Below are 16663 nucleotides of genomic sequence, written 5' to 3' on the forward strand. Positions count from 1 at the left end.
GCGCTACGCCCGTTCGTCGATGGACCGTGCCCCCGGCACCGGCGGCGCCGGGTCGTCCGCGGCCTCGGGGTCGTCCGCCCGCGCCCACTTCACCGTCCACCGCACGAGGGGCTGCACCCGGTCCCACGCCGCCACGATGTCCTCCGTGCTGCTGTCGAGCGGCAGGTGCACGAGCGCGGCGTAGTGCTGCATCCGGAGCAGGTCGATCCGCGGGTGGTCGGCGTCGTACCCGCGCGGGGCGGTCTTGAGCGGCGGCCCGGCGAGCTCGTACCCCGCGGCGACCAGGTCGTCGAGTTCCCGGCGCAGCGCGGCAGCGGCCTGCGGGTGCCCGTCGATGGTCTCCCGCGCCGCCCGCAGCTGTGCGCGCGACGGTTCGTAGAGCCCACCCCCGACCTGCAGACCATCGGCACCGGCGCTCAGGTACATCCCGCCGGCGGTGAGCCCGGTGTCCTCGCGGTAGGGCCGCTTGTCGGGCGTGAAGCGCAGGTCGCGGTGCTGCCGCAGCACCCGACCGGGCCCGTACCGTCGCTCGGCCTCGTGCAGCAGGGCCTCCATCGGGTCCCGGACGTGCCGTTCCCAGTCCTCGCGGTGGTCCTCGAACCACGACTTGTCGTTGTGCGCGGCGAGCCCGCGGAAGAACGTCGCCAGCGCTGGCGAGAACGGCGTCTGGGTCATGCACCAGTGAACCGCCGCCGCGTGCAGGACCGTCGGCGGGTCGGGGTACGAGGATGACGACATGAGCGAACTCCGTCCGATCGACCTCGACCGCTGGCCCCGTCGCGAGCACTTCGCGCACTACCGACGGGAACCCTGCGCGTGGGAGCTGACGGTCGACGTCGACGTGACGGCGTTCGTCGCGGCGGTGCGTGCGGCGGGCGTGAAGACGTACCCGTCGCAGATCTGGGCGATCGCGACGGTCGTGAACCGGCACGACGAGTTCCGCATGGCGCTGACCGAGGACGGGCAGCCCGCCGTGTGGGACTCGGTCGACCCGACCTTCACGGTGTTCCACCCGGACACCGAGACGTTCTCGGTGCTCGGCGTGCCGTACGACGCCGACCACCGGCGCTTCCACGACGCCGTGGTCGCGACGACCGCGACGTACCGGGACGACCACCGGCTGTTCCCGCAGGAGGACCGCGCGACGAACCGCTTCGACGTGTCGACCCTCCCGCGCACGTCGTTCACGGGGTTCGCGCTGCACCTGACCGGCGCCGAGGACCACCTGCTCCCGGTCGTCACCCTCGGCCGGTACCGCGAGGTCGGAGGCCGCACCCTCATGCCCCTCGCGCTGCGGGTGAACCACGCGGCGGTGGACGGCTTCCACGCGTCGCGGTTCGTCGCCGAGCTCGAGGAACTGTTCGCCGACCCCACGTGGCTCGCCTGACCGGACCCGCCAGCCCACCGCCCCGCGTCCCCCGACCGCACGGCCCACGGGCACCCGGACGGAGCACCGTGGCCGGCATGAACGACGACGACGTCTTCGTCACGGCCTACCCGTGCCCGATGTGCCTCGGTGCGCTCTACTACGCCCAACCCGACCGCGTCGTCTTCGCCGCCACCCGCGAGCAGGAGGGCGAGCACTACGAGGACGGCAACCGCCTGATGACCCTCGCGACGTTCTACGACGAGTACGCCAAGCCCGTCGCCGACCGGAACCTGCCCACCGAGCAGGGATCGGTCGACGACCCGACGGCCCCGTTCCGCGCGTGGACCGCCCGCTACCCGGCCTGAGGCGGACGCGACCACCCACCGGACGGGAGGCCCGTGGCGGCGCCGCCACGGGCCTCCCGTCCGTCCCCCGGTCCACCACCGCGAGCCGCGCTGCCGGGCGGGTCCGGGACGGCCTGAGGCGTCTCGCATCGACAGCCTGGCCGCGACGGACCACGCTGGAACCGTGACCCTCGACCGCTTCGCCCGCTCCTTCGGATCCGCCGTCGACGCCTACGAGCGCGGCCGGCCCGGCTACCCCGCCGCCGTGGCGGCCGCGCTCGTGCCGGACGGGACCGACACGGTCGTCGACGTGGGTGCGGGCACCGGCAAGTTCACGCGCACGCTGCTCGGCCGGGCCGACCACGTCGTGGCGGTGGAGCCCGACCCGGCGATGCGCGCGCGGCTGGTCGCGGAGCTGCCCGGCGTGCGCGCGCTCGACGGAACCGGCGAGGCGATCCCGCTCGACGACGGCGAGGCCGACGTCGTGACCTTCGCGCAGTCGTGGCACTGGGTCGACCCGGACCTGGGTGCGGCCGAGGTGGCCCGGGTGCTGCGGCCGGGCGGCGTCCTCGGGCTCGTCTGGAACGCACGCGTCGAGGACCGGGGGTGGGCGGAGCGGATCGGGCGGCTCGTGCCGCAGCCCGAGACGCGTCGGAGCGCGCAGGGCGCGCCGGTCGTCGGGCCGCCGTTCGGGCCGGTGGAGCACCACGAGGTCCGCTGGACGCTCGACCAGGACCGTGACGGGTTCCTCGACGCGATCGCCTCGCGGAGTGCGGTCATCGTGCTCCCGGCGGACGAGCGGGCCGCGCTCCTCGACGCCGTCCGCCGGGTGCTCGACGACGACCCGCAGACCGCCGGTCGGTCGACGATCCCGGTCGAGTACGTCACGCGGGTGCACCGCTCCGTCCGGGCCTGACCGTCGGGCGATGCGTTCCGCGCCACGCATCTGGCTCTTCCCGCTCTACCTCGTTCCGGTCGTCTGGCTCTGGAAGCTGATCGTGTTCGGCTTGCTGCTCGGGTTCTCTCTGCCTCGCGGACTGATGGGGCTCGCGTCCCTCGGCGTAGAAGAACACCGCGGCGCCGGAAGCCGGTTCCAGTGGGCGTCCCGGTGGTCAACACCGCGATGAGCGGGGTGGTGGGCGTTAGGTGCCGACCACATTGCCGTAGAGGCGATCCCGGTGGCCGGTGAGCAGCGACCCATCCGCCAATTGACATCGCAGGCATCGGAGCTCTACGAGGAGCCGCAACCAAGGAGAGACCAATGACCGACAACGTGGTGCGGCGCACCAAACGCCGCTACGCGCACGAGCTCCACCCCGCCGGCGACGGACGGGAAGTCCGTCCCCTCGCCGTCGAGGTACCGCGCCTGTACGCCCGCGCTCTGGGTACAGAGGTCCTCGGCACGAGCTGGCGCGACGGCGACGAAGACGCCGTCCGCCGCAGGTCCGATCGCCTCCTGCAACTCCTCGACGCACGAAGAATCGCGTTCCTTGCAGACGCGCTCGCTTAGGGCACGACCGGTGACGCTGCCTGGAGATGGGCGGATGCACACACCCAGGACGGGACCGGAGAGCCGGTATGGAACCACGCCGAGCGCTACAGTGTGCGGCCCTGGGTGATCAAGCCGTACCCATGTGGGGCTGAGCCCGACTACCACGAGCACTTGGGACTGCTGCAGGTTCGGTTGACTCCTGAGAGGTAGGGGCATTGGCTCCTGCTGGAAGGATGTGCGCCATGGTGAAGGCGTATCCGGAAGAGTTCCGCCGTGACGTGATCGCGGTCGCCCGGAAGGGCGAGACGTCAGTGCGGCAGGTCGCGAAGGACTTCGGCGTCTCCGAGTCCTGCCTGGCCCGCTGGTTGCGCCTCGCGGACCGTGACGACGGCATCGGGGTCGCAGAGCCGCCGTCGCTGAAAGCGGTGGAGCAAGCCGAGCTGCGGGAGGCGCAGAAACGGATCCGGCTGCTCGAGCAGGAGAACGAGATCCTCCGCCGGGCAGCGGCGTACTTCGCGCAGTCACAACTCCCAAAATGATCTACCCGCTGGTCCTTGAACTCGCCGACGACGGTGTTCCTGTCGCGGTGGCCTGCCGGGTACTGGGCTTCTCGAAGCAGGCGTTCTATCGCTGGCGCGCCAGCCCCGTGTCCAAACGGGACTGGGACGACGCGCACCTGACCAACGCCGCCATCGACGCGCATCGCGACGATCCGACGTTCGGGTACCGGTTCATCGCTGACGACTTGGCCGCGGCTGGCCACCGGACCTCCGAGCGTCGGGTGTGGCGGTTGTGCTCGCAGCAGCGGCTCTGGTCCCTGCACTCGAAGAAGCGCGGCCTGACCCGGAAGGCCGGTCCGCCGGTGCACGACGACCGGGTCCGGCGAACGTTCACAGCACCAGACCTGGACCGGCTGTGGCTGACCGACATCACCGAGCACCCGACCGGGGAGGGCAAGCTCTACCTCTGCGCGATCAAGGACGCCTGCTCCCGCCGGATCGTGGGCTACTCGATCGGTGATCGGATGCGGTCCTCGCTCGCCGTCGCAGCCCTGCAGATGGCGGTGCACCGCCGGAACCCGACCGGGACGGTCGTCCACTCGGATCGCGGCAGCCAGTTCCGGTCGAAGAAGTTCGTCCGCGCCCTCTGCGATGCAGGGCTCCTCGGATCGATGGGCAGAGTCGGCGCCTGCGCGGACAACGCTGCGATGGAATCGTTCTTCGCCCTGCTGCAGAAGAACGTCCTCAACCGGAAACGATGGACGACCCGGGAAGAGCTCCGGCTGGCGATCATCACTTGGATCGAAGCGACCTACCACCGGAAACGACGCCAACGCGGTCTTGGGAAGTTGACCCCAATCGAGTACGAGACGATCATCAACCCACAGGTCGCACTCGCGGCCTAAACGAACGAGTCAACCAAACCTGCAGCAGTCCCCTTCGCTAACCAGGAGGAGCAGCAAGGCACCGTGACGCGCGTAGACGGACCAGAGTCAAGCTGCCCGCTCTGCACCGAGGCGCTTCCCACCGCAGTGGTCGCGGCATGATGCCCAGCGCCACCCCGATGCCCGCACACTTAGCGGCGGTGCGGTCCGGTGCCATGCGGGCGTCGATCTAGTCGGGTGGTGGGCGTTAGATGACCGGTGCCGCGCTAAACGAGCAGGAACGGTTCTGGTCGCACCTGATTCGTGGACCGCTGCCGGATGACTGCCGGATCTGGACCGGCGCGATTAGTGACGACGGTTACGGCCGGTTCTGGATTCGGCCCGGCGCAGGTCGGCAGCGTACGGCGCGTCCGTCCCGCTACGCGCACCAGATCGTGACGGGGCGGGCGTTGCCGTCGTCGGTGATGCTGCTCCACACCTGCGACGTACCGCTGTGCGCGCACGTCGACGCCGACCCGATGGCGTCGCATCTGTTGGAGGGTGACCACCGGATCAACATGCTCGACCGAGAGCAGAAGCACGTGCAAGTGCAAGTGCAGGTGCAGGTGCAGGTGCAGGTGCAGGTGCAGCGCATCAACGCATGGGCGGCGCGGCCGATTGAAGCCGGCTTGGGACAGGGCACCTTGAACGGCCACTTCGAGGGACAGGGCTTGCGGATCGACCCACTCGTCGCCTTGGACGTCGACGACCTGCATGAGTCAGTACAGGGGCCACGCTACGAAGGGCTCCGCGGCGCAGTCGACAAGGTCCTGCTCGTTGGGACGCCGCGGAGCCGCGACGCGTTGCAGGAGATGCAGCGCCTCGTGTTCGACGTCGTCGTGGCACCGCAGTGGCACGCCGCAGCTCAGTTCCTCACGGACATCAGCAGCGCCGCTGCGCAGTGGAGTGGTCGTGATGACAACGTCGACGCGTTCGTCGCTGCTCTCGATGGCATCAGCGCGCAGCACCGGGATCAGGTCAACGTCGCTGAAGCTCTCCGCGGAACCTGACTGAGCACCAACTACGGCTTCAGCGAAAGCGCCGATAGTATGGCTAATATCAGTAACTGGTCGTCGTCGAACTGCAGTCACCCCCGGACCCCTCGCGGACGGCGCCCTGAGTCCTCGAAGCGCACGCGAGTCTTGAATCCTTCAGGAAGGGCACGCAGGCCCGGAACAGAGACGTCACCCTGGACAGCCACAAAGCTCCCGTCGGCGGTTCCACTGAGGCCCGCAAGAAGTCGCATGCCCACGGCTGCGACGCCGGCGCCCAGTCGCGGCACGGACGTGCAGAGCAAGTCGTTTCATGGAACGATCTGACCGTGCACTACCGCCTCATGAACGACTACGGTGTCGAATGGCCACTCTGGGACGACGAAGGGCAATGCAAGGCCCATATACCCCCGCTACCCCCTGCCGTCCGCCAAGAGATCCTGTCCTGGACGCAACACTTCAACGACTCGTATTCCAGGGAATACGGATGGCCCTCGTCTGCGGCGGCGGCATTCCATAGGAGACAAGGAGAGCGGCTGTTGGAGATTATTCGACGCGAGCTCCCCTCGGGCGACACAATTGACCTTCAACTATGGGAGTCAAGAAGTCGATTGGGCTTTTAAGAACACCCTGGCGCTGTTCGCCAGGGTGTTCTCTCGGTTAACGCTCCTACGAGCACCCTGGCGCTGTTCGCCAGGGTGCTCTCCCGGTCAACTAGGGAAGGCCGTGATGATCCTCCAGCTCCCTGCAGAGTGGCCTACCTTGACCGTGTATGTACGTACAACCTTGCCTTTTTGCTTGATCTGAACCAAGCCGTAATAGGTATACGTATCATTGGCCCGATTGTACACAACGCTCGACGGCGCGCGCAGCGTGGTGTTGATCGATTGATCCATGAAACTTTCGGCACTAATTCCCATCGGATACTCATTTACGATACCAATCCAATCATCACCGTGCCCTGCCCAGATGTGCCGCATCCCCATGCCACCTGGGGTTCCGCAGATGAGCGTGCCGACTCCGCCTCGACCGACTACCCCCGGGAAGGCCTTTCGCTCGTAGATGCGAACTGTCTTCGACGTGTTATCACGCGAACTGCAATAGGGCACATCTGCATATCTCCTTGATACGCCGAAGCTGGATTGAGATGGATCCTGAGCGAAAGCACCAGCCTGATTGGCATCGCTTGCCGTCCACGTCCCATCTGAGGAAGTAGTCGCAGCTTGCTCTGCTCCCGCAGCGTGATCAGAGGCAGTGAATGAGAAGACAGGGGTAACGACTGTGGACTGCGTGCCGGAGGGATCAACGCTCCCCGTGATCTCAGCGTGCCACGAATATGTCACTCCATTCGTGAGCGGCATTGAAACTTGTGCAAATGGCTTTGTGATTTGCCCGCTGTCCCAGAGTACCTGCGTCGAGGCCGAGTCGCTTAGATAGTATCGATACGTGCTATCCCGAGGGAACTGATCGGCACCCGCGAGCGTGACCGACAAGTAGGGATTGAGATGGGTAACTTCACCTTCAGTCGGGGCACCAACCAGGGCAGATTCAGTCCAGGTTCCGAACGTCAGCGGGTAGACAGTGGTGGAAGTTGCCGTCCCGTCGATGATTCGCGTCGCAGTAATGAGATGAGCACCGCGAGTTGCGGCAACTTGTACACTCTGGCTGAATGCGACACTTTCAGGAACAGTTCTTGTGACCGCGTCGGCGGCGTCCACCGAAACCGTAATCTGCGCGGAACTTGATGTTGCGGGGGGTGCGGTCACCGAGTCGGACGGTCAGAACCGGTTGGGGTCGTAGCGAGGCAGGCGGACCGGATCCCGATCCTGCTGCTCGTCCGCGATCGCAGCGAACTCCGCCCACACCGCGTTCGACAGCGGGGCGCCGGCCCGTCGGGCGACGGCCCTCGGGCGCGGACCGTCGCGCTACGCTCGACCGGTGCGCGCCACCGTGCGGGACGTGGCGGCCCTCGCCGGGGTCTCCGCCAAGACCGTGTCCAACGTGATCAACGGCGTCGTCCCGGTGCGCCCGGACACCCGCGAGCGGGTCGAACGGGCGCTCGCGGAGCTCGACTACGTGCCGAACCTGTCCGCCCGGGGGCTGCGGAACGGCCGCTCGGGGGCGATCGCGCTGACGCTGCCCGAGCTGGGGAACGCGTACTCCGCCGAGCTCGCCCAGTGGTTCGTCGAACTCGCGCGGGACCGCGGGTGGACCGTGCAGCTCGACCAGACCGGCAACGACCCCGACCGGGAGCGGGAGCTCGTGTCGCGGGCCCGGGCGCACCTGGTCGACGGGCTCGTCCTCAACCCGGTGTCGCTCAGCGCGAGCGTCCTCGCCACGACCGAGGGGCTGCCGCCGACGGTCGTCATCGGCGAGGTCGAACCCGAGCACGTCGACCAGGTCCACGTGGACAGTCGTCGGGCGGCCGAGGAGGTCACCGCCCACCTGCTCGCCCGCGGCCACCGGCGGATCGCGGTCGTCGGGGCGGCCCGGGAGGGTGCTCCGACCGCGACGAGCGAACTCCGGGAGCGCGGGTACCGGGCAGCGCTCGACGCCGCGGGGGTCCCCGCCGACCCGGCTCTTCGGGTACCGCTGTCGGCGTGGACGACGAGCGCCGCCGCCGGGGCCTTCGCCGCGTGGCTCGACGCCCACCCGCTGCCCGACGCGGTGTTCGCCTTCACGGACTCGATCGCGTTCGGCGTGCTGCACGTCCTCGCTGCGCGGGGCGTCCGGGTACCGGAGCAGGTGAGCGTGGTCGGGTTCGACGACGTCGACCCGGCGGCGTACGCGATCCCCGCACTGACGACGGTGTCCTTCGACCGCCGGGCCTTCGCGACCGCGGCGCTCGACCTGCTGTCCCGGCGCATCGCGGACCCGTCGGCGCCGCCGGAGACCGTCGTGGTGCCGCACCGGATCGTCGAGCGCGCGAGCGTGCGCGCGCGCTGAGCGGCGCGGGCGCGGCCGCGGCGCGGCACGGCAGGCGGCGGGCACGGCGCGGTTCGACGTGCTCCCGCACAACGGGAAGCAGGTCGCACCACGGGAAACCGTGGCGCGACCTGCTTCCGGTTGTGCGCCGGCCAGACGGCGCGCGCGGAGCGCCGCCAGGGCGGCGCTCCGCGACGGCAGTCGCCGCGGCGGCCGAGGACGGCGCCACGAGGCTCTCGGCAGTGGTTCGACGTGCTTCTGAACAACGGGAGGCACGTCGCGCCACGGAAACAGGTGGTGCGACGTGCCTCCCGTTGTGCGACGCGCCAGCAGCGCGCTGCTGACGCCCCTCCGGCCCGCCGGTCAGGCCGGCCCGCCGGCCTCCGGCCCGGGTCCCAGCCCGGCCCCCGGCTCGCCGGCCCCCGACCCGAGGGCCGGCCGCGCAGCGCCCGACCCCGCCGCGGCCAGCACCGCCTCCCGCGTCTGCCGCGCGCCCAGGATCCGGAAGTGGCCACCGACCGGCACCCGCACGTTCGCGGCCCCGGCGAGCGCACTGCCGCCCGGGATGAGCGTGTCGAACACCCCGTACACCGAGGTGATCCGGGCGTTCACCGCGAGGTCCCTCCCGAGCGCCGCGAGCACCGGGTCCGTCGCGCGGAAGGCCCGCAGGTGCGCCACGGGTGCGAGCCGCGCGTACGCTGAACCACCGAACGGCGTCGACACGGCGACCATGCGGTCGATCCGGTTCCCCTCGGGCATCGTCATCGCGTACTTGCCGATCAGCCCGCCCTTGCTGTGCGCGACGACGAGGACCCCGCGCAGGTCCTGCTCGGCGCAGTACGCGAGCACCTCGCGCGCCGACTCGGGGACGGGCCGCAGGTTGTGCCGGAGCACCGGCAGCACGTGCACGGGGTGGCCGGCGTCGTGCAGGGCGTCCATCAGCGGGCGCATGAAGTGCCAGGTCTCGTAGACACCGGGCACGACGACGACCGGCTGGCCGTCGCCGCTGCGGTAGTCGTCGGCGGTCGTCGGCCCGAGGCTCCGGAGCTGCCACCGGGCCGCGTACCACCAGTCGAGTGCGGCCCACCACGCGCGTCGCACGAGCGACACCCGGACGGGAGGCTCGGTGCCGGTCGTGCGCGCCGGTCCGGTCGCGGGGGCGGTCGCGTCGCTCACGGTGCGGCCCCCGCTCCGCGGTCGTCGCCCTCCGACGCCGGTCCGCGGTCGTCGCCCTCCGGCGCCGGTTCCGCTCGTCCGGCAGTACCGGCAGGACCGGCAGGATCAGCGCGACCAGCTGAACCGGCGAGCCCGGGGTCCTCGAGGGTCTGCACGCGGCGCAGCTCGTCGACGAGCCGGGCCACGGCCTGCGGCTGCCGCTCCTGCACGTGGTGGCCGCCGGGCAGCTCGACGAACGCGCCGCGGGGCGCCAGGGCCGCGAGCGACGTCGCCCAGTCCCGCCGGGCGATCGGGTCACGGTCGCCGCGGACGACGAGCACGGGCTGCGTCACGGTGGGCAGGGCGTCCTCGAGCCGGTGACGCAGCATCGGGCCGAGCTGCCGGACGTACTGCCGGATGCTGCGGAGGTAGTCGGTCGTCACGACGGCGTTCAGGCGCGGGGTCTCGGCGAGGGTGTCCCGGGCGAGGTCGACCGCCTGGTGCAGCAGGGTCCGTCGAGCGCGGTCGACGACGGGCCCGACGAGGACCACGGCCGTGACGAGACCGGGGTGTCGGCGTGCGGCCTCGACGGCGACCTGCGTGCCCATCGACTGCCCGACCACGACGAGGTCGCCCGCCCCCGCGGTGCGGACCGCGGCCACGACGAGGTCGGCGAGCTCCTCGATCTGCAACCGCCGACCCGCGGGTGGAAGTCCCCCGAACCCGGGCAGGTCGACCGCGACGGTGCGGTGCGTCCGCGCGAGCGCCCGCTGTGTCCGGGCGAAGGACCGGTGCGACATGCCGATGCCGTGCACGAGGACGACCGTCGGGGCCAGCACGTCGCGGAGCCGTCCGGCCGGGGCGAGCGTCCGGAGGCGCACGGGGAGCCCGTCGACCTCGACCGTCTGGACCCGCGCACGCACGACCCGACCGTACCCGGGGGCCGACGCGTCGCCGTCAGGATCGCGGGGACACCCTCGACGTGCGGGGCCGCCGGTCCTATGCTCCGCAACATGCGCAAGGTGACCTCGGGCCTCTTCACGTCGGTGGACGGCGTGGTGCAGGACCCGTACACGTTCCAGTACGACTCGTTCGACGCCGAGCTCGGCACCGCCATGGGCGCGTGGATGGAGCGCACCGAGACGGTCCTGCTCGGCCGGCAGAGCTACCTCGAGTGGTCGGAGTGGTGGCCGTCCCACGACGACGACCCGTTCGGACAGTGGATCAACCCGATCGAGAAGCACGTCGCCTCGACCACGCTCGACGGCGACCTGACCTGGCAGAACGCGCACCTGATCCGCGGCGACGTCGACGACTTCGTCCGCGACCTCAAGGCCGGCGACGGCGGCGACGTCGCGGTGACCGGCAGCGTCACGCTCGTGCGGCACCTGCTCTTCGCGGGCCTGCTCGACGAGCTGCAGCTCATGGTCCACCCGGCCGTCGCCGGTGCGGGGCGCAGGCTGTTCGAGCCGACCGACCCGCCCACGCGGCTGCGCCTGGTGCGCAGCGAGGTGACCAGCAAGGGGAACGTGCTGGCCACCTACGCGCCGTTCGCCGACTGACGGAGGCGGGGCGCGCCTCCAGACCGACCCGGCGCGGAGCGCTCCATCGGCACCGGGACGGGCCGGTGGACGGACAGGGTGCGGAAGCGGCGTACCCTTCTGGGTGGCCGTCGACCGCACCACACTGGAGTTCACCATGTCCGAGGACACCCGCCCGCACGTCGTCATCGTCGGCGGTGGCTTCGCCGGCGTCGCGGCCATGCGCGAGCTCGCCGACGCCGACGTCCGGGTGACCCTGGTCGACCGGCACGTCTACAACATGTTCCAGCCGCTCATGTACCAGGTGGCGACCGGTGGGCTGAACGCCGGCGACGTGACGTACTTCCTCCGCAGCCTCCGCGCGAAGCAGGCGAACGCCGACTTCCGGCACGGGCTGCTCACCGGCATCGACCACGAGAACCGCGTCGCCGAGATGTCCGACGGCGAGCACCTGCACTACGACTGGCTGATCCTGGCCAACGGCGTCAACACGAGCTACTTCGGCACGCCCGGCGCCTACGAGTACGCGTACTCGATGTACTCCCGCTCGCAGGCGCTCCGGATCCGCGACGAGCTGTTCACCCGTCTCGAGCAGGCCGCGGCGAAGCAGGGTCCCGACGAGATCCGCGTGGTGATCGTCGGCGGCGGGGCCACGGGCGTCGAGATGGCCGGCGCCCTCGCGGAGCTGCGTGACCAGGCGCTCGTCGGGGCCTACCCCGAGATCGAGCGCGGCAACATCTCGATCACGCTCGTGCACCGCAGCGGCGAACTCCTCAAGCCGTTCGCGCCGCGCCTGCGTCGGTACGCGGCGAAGATCCTCCGCAAGCGCGGCGTCGAGCTGCGGCTGAACACCGGCGTCGCCGAGGTCAAGCCCGACGGCGTGGTGACGGCGACCGGCGAGTTCATCCCCGCCTCGCAGGTGATCTGGGCGACGGGCGTCGCCGCGCACAAGGAGGTCTCGGGCTGGGGTCTGCCGCAGACGCACGGCGGTCGCATCCAGGTGAACGACGACCTCAGCGTCAAGGGCGTCGAGCGGATCTTCTCGGCCGGTGACATCGCGGCGCAGGACGACGCGCTCGCCCAGCTCGCCCAGCCGGCCCTGCAGGGCGGCAAGCACGCGGCACGGCAGATCGTCCGGCTCATGCAGGGCAAGCCGACCGAGCACCTCAAGTACTTCGACAAGGGCACGATGGCGACGATCGGCACGAACGCCGCGGTCGCGCAGCTGCGCGGCGGCGTCACGATGGTCGGGCCGGTCGCGTGGATCGCGTGGGTCGCGGTGCACATCGCGTCGCTGCTCGGCAACGGCAACCGGCTGTCGACGCTGTCACACTTCTTCGTCCGCTACATGTGGTTCATGCGGAAGCGCTCGATCCCGATCGTCGGCGACGTCCGGCCGGTGCGCCCGAACGGCGACCGCGAGCCGGAGCCGTGGCAGATGCAGAAGGCCGAGTAGCGCCGCACGCGGCGCGGACGGGAGGCGCGGGTCGGGGTCGACCCGCGCCTCCCGTCCGTCACGTGGTGACGCGGGGCTGACGCCGCCGCGTGCACGCGAGCTCGCCGAGCTCGCGAACCTGAAGGTCCACCTGGCCGACGCACTGCGGGCGCACGGGATCACCGAATCGACCGCCACGATCGCCGCGGAGACGGCGTTCGCGCAGTGGATCGCCGACGAGGAGACGCGGGACTTCCGCGCCGTCGTGCAGGAGCGACTGGCGGCCTTCACCGCACTCGTGCACCCCGGTCGTTGAGCGCGCTCTTACCTCGGCGGAGCAGTCTGGTCGTCACCCGGAAGACCGATCCCGCAGGGAGGGACCGTGACGACGAACGCGATCGCGCCCGAGCGCACGAGCACCACCGGCCGCACCCCGGTCGGCACGGTGGTCGGCGCTGCCCGGACCGCACCGCCGCCACCCCTCACGCGCCGGGCCCCGGCGCTCGACGGGCTGCGCACGGTCGCCATCCTGATGGTGATCCTGTACCACCTGCACGTGCCGCGGTTCGACGGCGGGTTCACCGGCGTGACGGTCTTCTTCGTCCTGTCCGGGTTCCTCATCACGACCCTGCTGCTCGGCGAGCACCGGAAGACGGGCCGCATCCGGCTCGGGTCGTTCTGGTGGAAGCGCCTGCTGCGGCTCTACCCGGCGCTGCTCGCCCTGGTCGTGGTCGGCCTGCTCCTGTGGAACTGGGTCGGCGACTACAAGGGTGCGTCCTTCGGCCCCGGTGAGGCGGCCTTCATCGCCCTGACGTACACGGGCAACCTGTTCCGCTCGTTCTGGGACACCACGCAGGGCGTGTTCGCGCACACCTGGAGCCTGTCGATGGAGGAGCAGTTCTACCTCGTGTGGCCGCCGGTGCTCGTGCTGCTGTTCACGCTCCGGGCACGCCGCCGCTGGCTGCTCGCGGGCCTCGGTGCCGTCGTGGTCGGCGGGTCCGTCGCCGCGGGTCTGCTCTACCGCACGCCGAGCGGCAACGCGACGCCCGACGTGTACTTCTCCCCCGTGCTCGGCGTCGTGCCGCTCGCCACCGGCTGCCTGCTCGCGCTCCTGCTCGACGACGAACGGGTCCGGACGTGGGCGTCCGGTGTCGCCGGGCACGTCGCGACCTGGGGCGGGATCGTCCTGCTCGCCGTCGTGACGGCCTCGATCGGCGACGACTGGACCCAGCACGCGTCGACCTTCGGCGTCGTGCTGCCGCTGACCGGCCTGGTGTCGGCGGTGCTCATCGGCGGGCTCGTCTCGGTCCGGTCGCCGCTGTCGTCCGCCCTGGCGTGGACGCCGGTGTCGTGGTTCGGTCGGCGGGTGTCGTACTCGGCGTACCTGTGGCACCCGCTCGTGATCGCCCTGCTCGACCCGTTCGCGATCGGTCCGTGGGGCACCGTGTGGCTCGTCGGCGTCGCGCTGCTCGTGGCCGTCGGTGCCGCGTACGCGGTCGAGGTGCCCGTCGAGAAGGCCCGGAAGCGCGTCCGCGAGGCACGCCGGGCCGTGGCCGCCGACCGCGCCGGACGCGCCAGCGCCACCAGCTGACGCAGCCGCAGGCCGACCCAGCCATCACCTGACGCGGCCGCGGGCCGGCACAGCCATCGGCGGCTGACGCCCCGGACACCCGCCCGTCCGTAGGCTCGGGCCGTGACCACGGAGCAGACCGACGTCCTCGTCGTGGGCGGCGGCCCCGTCGGCCTGTCCGTCGGCGCACTGCTCGCCGCCGAGGGCCTCGACGTCCGGGTCTGGGAACGCCGGGACGCCCCGCCGTCCGGGTCCCGGGCGATCGGCATCCACCCGCCGTCGCTCGACCTGTTCGCGCGCCTCGGGGTCGCCGCACCGGTCGTCGCCGAGGCCGCCCTCGTCCGCCGCGGGATCGCCACGAGCCGCGGACGCACGCTCGGCACCCTGTCGTTCGACCACGTGTCCGCCACGCACCCCTACGTCGCCGCGCTCGACCAGCACCGCACCGAGACGATCCTGCGCGACCGGCTCGCGGCCCTCGCCCCGGGCGCCCTCCGCACCGGCACCGCCGCGACCGCGCTGCACAGCCACCGGGACCACGTCGACGTGCACGGTACGGGACCGGACGGCACCCCGGTCACCGTCCGGGCACGCTTCGTGGTCGGCGCCGACGGGGCCAGGAGCGCGGTGCGCGACCTGCTCGGCGTCGGGACGCACGGCCGCGACTACGGCGACCGGTACGTCATGGGCGACTTCGCCGACCCGGGCGGTACCCCCGCCGACACCGCGGTCGTCGACGTCGGGCCGGCTGGCGTCCTCGAGTCGTTCCCGCTGCCCGGCGGGCGCCGACGTTACGTCGCCCTGGTGCCCCACCACGACGAGGAGGCGACCACGCGCGCCCCGGACGGCGACGCGGCGGAGGCGGGACGGGCCTCCCGGCTGGCCGCCCTCGTGCGCGACCGCACCGGCGTCGCGCCGGACCCCGCGACCAGCTCGATGACGAGCGGGTTCCGGGTGCGGCGACGGACGGCGGACCGCGTCGGCGTCGGCCGCGTCGTGCTCGTCGGCGACGCCGCCCACGAGATCAGCCCGATCGGCGGGCAGGGCATGAACCTCGGGTGGCTGGACGCCGCGGCGCTCGCGCCGGTCCTGGCCGGGGCGGTGCGCTCCGGGAGCTCCGGGCCGTGGCCCCGGTACGCGGCGACGCGGCAGGCCGCGGCCGCGCGCGCGGCGCGGCAGGCGGAGGCGAACATGGCGGTGGGTCGGCCGGCCCGGGGGCTCGCGCTCGTCGGCCGGGAGGCGCTGCTCCGGTCCGCCCTGCGGCTCCCGACCGGCGGGCTGCTGGCCTCGGTCTACGCGATGCGGTGGGCCTGACGGGTCGCGTCCGCGCGCGGCCGGACGGCCCGCTCGGGACGGGCGCGACCCGTCGCCGTCGCTGTCGCCGTCGCTGTCGCCGTCGCCGGTCGTGCGGGTCGGGAGCCGATCGCTCCGTGCGGGGCCGGGCAGGGCTCCCCGGTCAGGCGACGAGCCGGGCGCCCGCGACGCCGAGCTCGACCACCAGGACGAGCGAGGACGCGATGACCAGCCGGAACAGCGCTCGGGTCGGACGTCCGGCGAACACGAGTCGGACGCCCACTGCGGCCAGGACGACGACCACCACGGCGCCGACGACCGCGAGCACGGCACCGACACCGCGCGCCGGTGCATCCCCGAGGAGCTGTCCGCCGAGCACGAGCACGGCCGCGACCACGAGCGCGCCGAACGCGAGGGTCCCCGCACCGCGGAGCCCGAGCCGGTGCGGGAAGCCGCGCACCCCGGTCGCCGCGTCGTCGAGCAGGTCGGGCAGGACGTTCGTGCAGTGGATCGCGACGCCGAACACCGCACCCGTCGCGACCGCCCACCACGCCGGCCACGCGCCACCGCCCGCGGCGACCGCGACCACCGGCAGGAGCCCGAACGCGACCACGAACGGCACGACGGACCACGCCGTCCGCTTCAGGCCGGCGTCGTACGCCCACCCCGCGGCGACGAGCACGACGTGCGCGACGGCGGCGACCGGGCCGAGGAACGCGCTGAGGACGACCGCGACGGCCGCCGTGGCGAACGCCGTCGTGCGGACGGTCGCGACGGGGACGAGACCGCGGGCCACCGGCTTGTCGCTCCGACCCACCGCGCGGTCGCGATCGGCATCGATCCAGTCGTTCGCGAGGCCGATCGACAGCTGCCCGGCGACGACGGCGAGCGCGACGAGGACGACGAGCCACACCGGGTCCCCCACGGCCCCGGCGACCACCGCGGCGAGGACGGTCACGGTGACGGTCGGGCCGGGGTGCGAGGACGCGACGAGCAGCCTCGCGGTGGTCAGGGGGGCGGGTCGGCTCACCGCGCCCAGCGTAGAGCGGGGCGGCTGACCGGGTCCGCCGGCACGCGCCCCGCCGGGTGTCGACGGGGCGCGTGCCGGGACCGTCCTCGCGGGG

At 71.7% G+C, this 16663-nt stretch carries 16 protein-coding genes; 11 read left to right on the top strand and 5 right to left on the bottom strand.

Features of this window, described 5'->3' with window-relative positions:
* Positions 1-3: 3 nt before the first annotated feature.
* The gene (locus QOL15_RS13175; protein WP_175473824.1) at positions 4-675 is read right to left on the bottom strand and encodes a DUF2461 domain-containing protein; all 672 of its coding nucleotides are present in this window, start codon (positions 673-675) and stop codon (positions 4-6) included.
* A 61-nt stretch (positions 676-736) separates the two neighbouring features.
* Between QOL15_RS13175 and QOL15_RS13180 the strand changes: the two genes are divergently transcribed.
* The 6 genes from QOL15_RS13180 (at position 737) to QOL15_RS13205 (ending at position 5638) form a co-directional block, all read left to right on the top strand.
* A complete protein-coding gene (locus tag QOL15_RS13180; RefSeq protein ID WP_071246659.1) occupies positions 737-1387 on the top strand; it encodes a CatA-like O-acetyltransferase in 651 nt (216 codons plus the stop codon).
* A 77-nt stretch (positions 1388-1464) separates the two neighbouring features.
* The gene (locus QOL15_RS13185) at positions 1465-1734 is read left to right on the top strand and encodes a hypothetical protein (protein ID WP_139197422.1); all 270 of its coding nucleotides are present in this window, start codon (positions 1465-1467) and stop codon (positions 1732-1734) included.
* Between the two features lie 163 nt (positions 1735-1897).
* A complete protein-coding gene (locus tag QOL15_RS13190; RefSeq protein ID WP_071246655.1) occupies positions 1898-2629 on the top strand; it encodes a class I SAM-dependent methyltransferase in 732 nt (243 codons plus the stop codon).
* 345 nt (positions 2630-2974) lie between these two features.
* Positions 2975-3223 carry a hypothetical protein gene (locus QOL15_RS13195; RefSeq protein ID WP_065965201.1) on the top strand — a complete coding sequence of 83 codons (249 nt, stop codon included), beginning with the start codon at positions 2975-2977 and terminating at the stop codon, positions 3221-3223.
* A gap of 224 nt (positions 3224-3447) precedes the next feature.
* A protein-coding gene (locus tag QOL15_RS13200) for an IS3 family transposase (protein ID WP_139197620.1) occupies positions 3448-4610 on the top strand; the annotation gives its coding sequence in 2 pieces (ribosomal slippage) (positions 3448-3727 and positions 3727-4610; 1164 coding nt in all).
* Between the two features lie 230 nt (positions 4611-4840).
* On the top strand, positions 4841-5638 hold the full coding sequence (locus QOL15_RS13205) for a hypothetical protein (RefSeq protein ID WP_071247511.1): 798 nt from the start codon (positions 4841-4843) through the stop codon (positions 5636-5638).
* Between the two features lie 692 nt (positions 5639-6330).
* On the opposite strand, the gene QOL15_RS13210 is transcribed toward QOL15_RS13205, so the two are convergent.
* Positions 6331-7386, bottom strand: a complete 1056-nt coding sequence (locus QOL15_RS13210; protein WP_175473841.1) for a hypothetical protein — start codon at positions 7384-7386, stop codon at positions 6331-6333.
* 172 nt (positions 7387-7558) lie between these two features.
* Between QOL15_RS13210 and QOL15_RS13215 the strand changes: the two genes are divergently transcribed.
* Positions 7559-8566: a LacI family DNA-binding transcriptional regulator gene (locus tag QOL15_RS13215; protein WP_065964880.1), complete on the top strand. Its 1008-nt coding sequence runs from the start codon at positions 7559-7561 to the stop codon at positions 8564-8566.
* Positions 8567-8908: 342 nt separating this feature from the next.
* On the opposite strand, the gene QOL15_RS13220 is transcribed toward QOL15_RS13215, so the two are convergent.
* Positions 8909-9721, bottom strand: coding sequence for a triacylglycerol lipase (locus QOL15_RS13220; RefSeq protein ID WP_254784121.1), 813 nt, complete (start codon positions 9719-9721; stop codon positions 8909-8911).
* On the bottom strand, positions 9718-10623 hold the full coding sequence (locus tag QOL15_RS13225; protein WP_071247514.1) for an alpha/beta fold hydrolase: 906 nt from the start codon (positions 10621-10623) through the stop codon (positions 9718-9720). Before QOL15_RS13225 ends, QOL15_RS13220 begins: the two co-directional genes overlap by 4 nt.
* A gap of 90 nt (positions 10624-10713) precedes the next feature.
* Here QOL15_RS13225 and QOL15_RS13230 point away from each other — a divergent pair, with 90 nt between their 5' ends.
* The 4 genes from QOL15_RS13230 to QOL15_RS13245 all read left to right on the top strand — a co-directional run bounded on the left by QOL15_RS13230 (position 10714) and on the right by QOL15_RS13245 (position 15560).
* Complete coding sequence (locus QOL15_RS13230) at positions 10714-11262, top strand: dihydrofolate reductase family protein (RefSeq protein ID WP_071247570.1); 549 nt, start codon at positions 10714-10716, stop codon at positions 11260-11262.
* A 103-nt stretch (positions 11263-11365) separates the two neighbouring features.
* Positions 11366-12697, top strand: coding sequence for an NAD(P)/FAD-dependent oxidoreductase (locus tag QOL15_RS13235; RefSeq protein WP_253181717.1), 1332 nt, complete (start codon positions 11366-11368; stop codon positions 12695-12697).
* A gap of 361 nt (positions 12698-13058) precedes the next feature.
* Entirely contained in the window at positions 13059-14267 is a 1209-nt protein-coding gene (locus QOL15_RS13240) for an acyltransferase (protein ID WP_071247517.1), read from the top strand.
* 102 nt (positions 14268-14369) lie between these two features.
* A complete protein-coding gene (locus tag QOL15_RS13245; protein WP_071247520.1) occupies positions 14370-15560 on the top strand; it encodes an NAD(P)/FAD-dependent oxidoreductase in 1191 nt (396 codons plus the stop codon).
* Positions 15561-15702: 142 nt separating this feature from the next.
* Here the strand turns inward: QOL15_RS13245 and QOL15_RS13250 are convergent, their stop codons facing one another.
* Complete coding sequence (locus QOL15_RS13250) at positions 15703-16569, bottom strand: UbiA family prenyltransferase (RefSeq protein ID WP_254784122.1); 867 nt, start codon at positions 16567-16569, stop codon at positions 15703-15705.
* Positions 16570-16663 lie beyond the last annotated feature (94 nt).

The sequence above is a fragment of the Curtobacterium sp. MCBA15_012 genome (assembly GCF_001864935.2).
In the GTDB taxonomy this organism is placed as follows: Bacteria; Actinomycetota; Actinomycetes; order Actinomycetales; family Microbacteriaceae; genus Curtobacterium.

Excerpts from the sequence above, each read along its gene's own strand:
- QOL15_RS13175 (WP_175473824.1), bottom strand. The coding sequence starts at position 675 with ATGACCCAGACGCCGTTCTCGCCAGCGCTGGCGACGTTCTTCCGCGGG.
- QOL15_RS13180 (WP_071246659.1), top strand. The coding sequence starts at position 737 with ATGAGCGAACTCCGTCCGATCGACCTCGACCGCTGGCCCCGTCGCGAG.
- QOL15_RS13185 (WP_139197422.1), top strand. The coding sequence starts at position 1,465 with ATGAACGACGACGACGTCTTCGTCACGGCCTACCCGTGCCCGATGTGC.
- QOL15_RS13195 (WP_065965201.1), top strand. The coding sequence starts at position 2,975 with ATGACCGACAACGTGGTGCGGCGCACCAAACGCCGCTACGCGCACGAG.
- QOL15_RS13205 (WP_071247511.1), top strand. The coding sequence starts at position 4,841 with ATGACCGGTGCCGCGCTAAACGAGCAGGAACGGTTCTGGTCGCACCTG.
- QOL15_RS13230 (WP_071247570.1), top strand. The coding sequence starts at position 10,714 with ATGCGCAAGGTGACCTCGGGCCTCTTCACGTCGGTGGACGGCGTGGTG.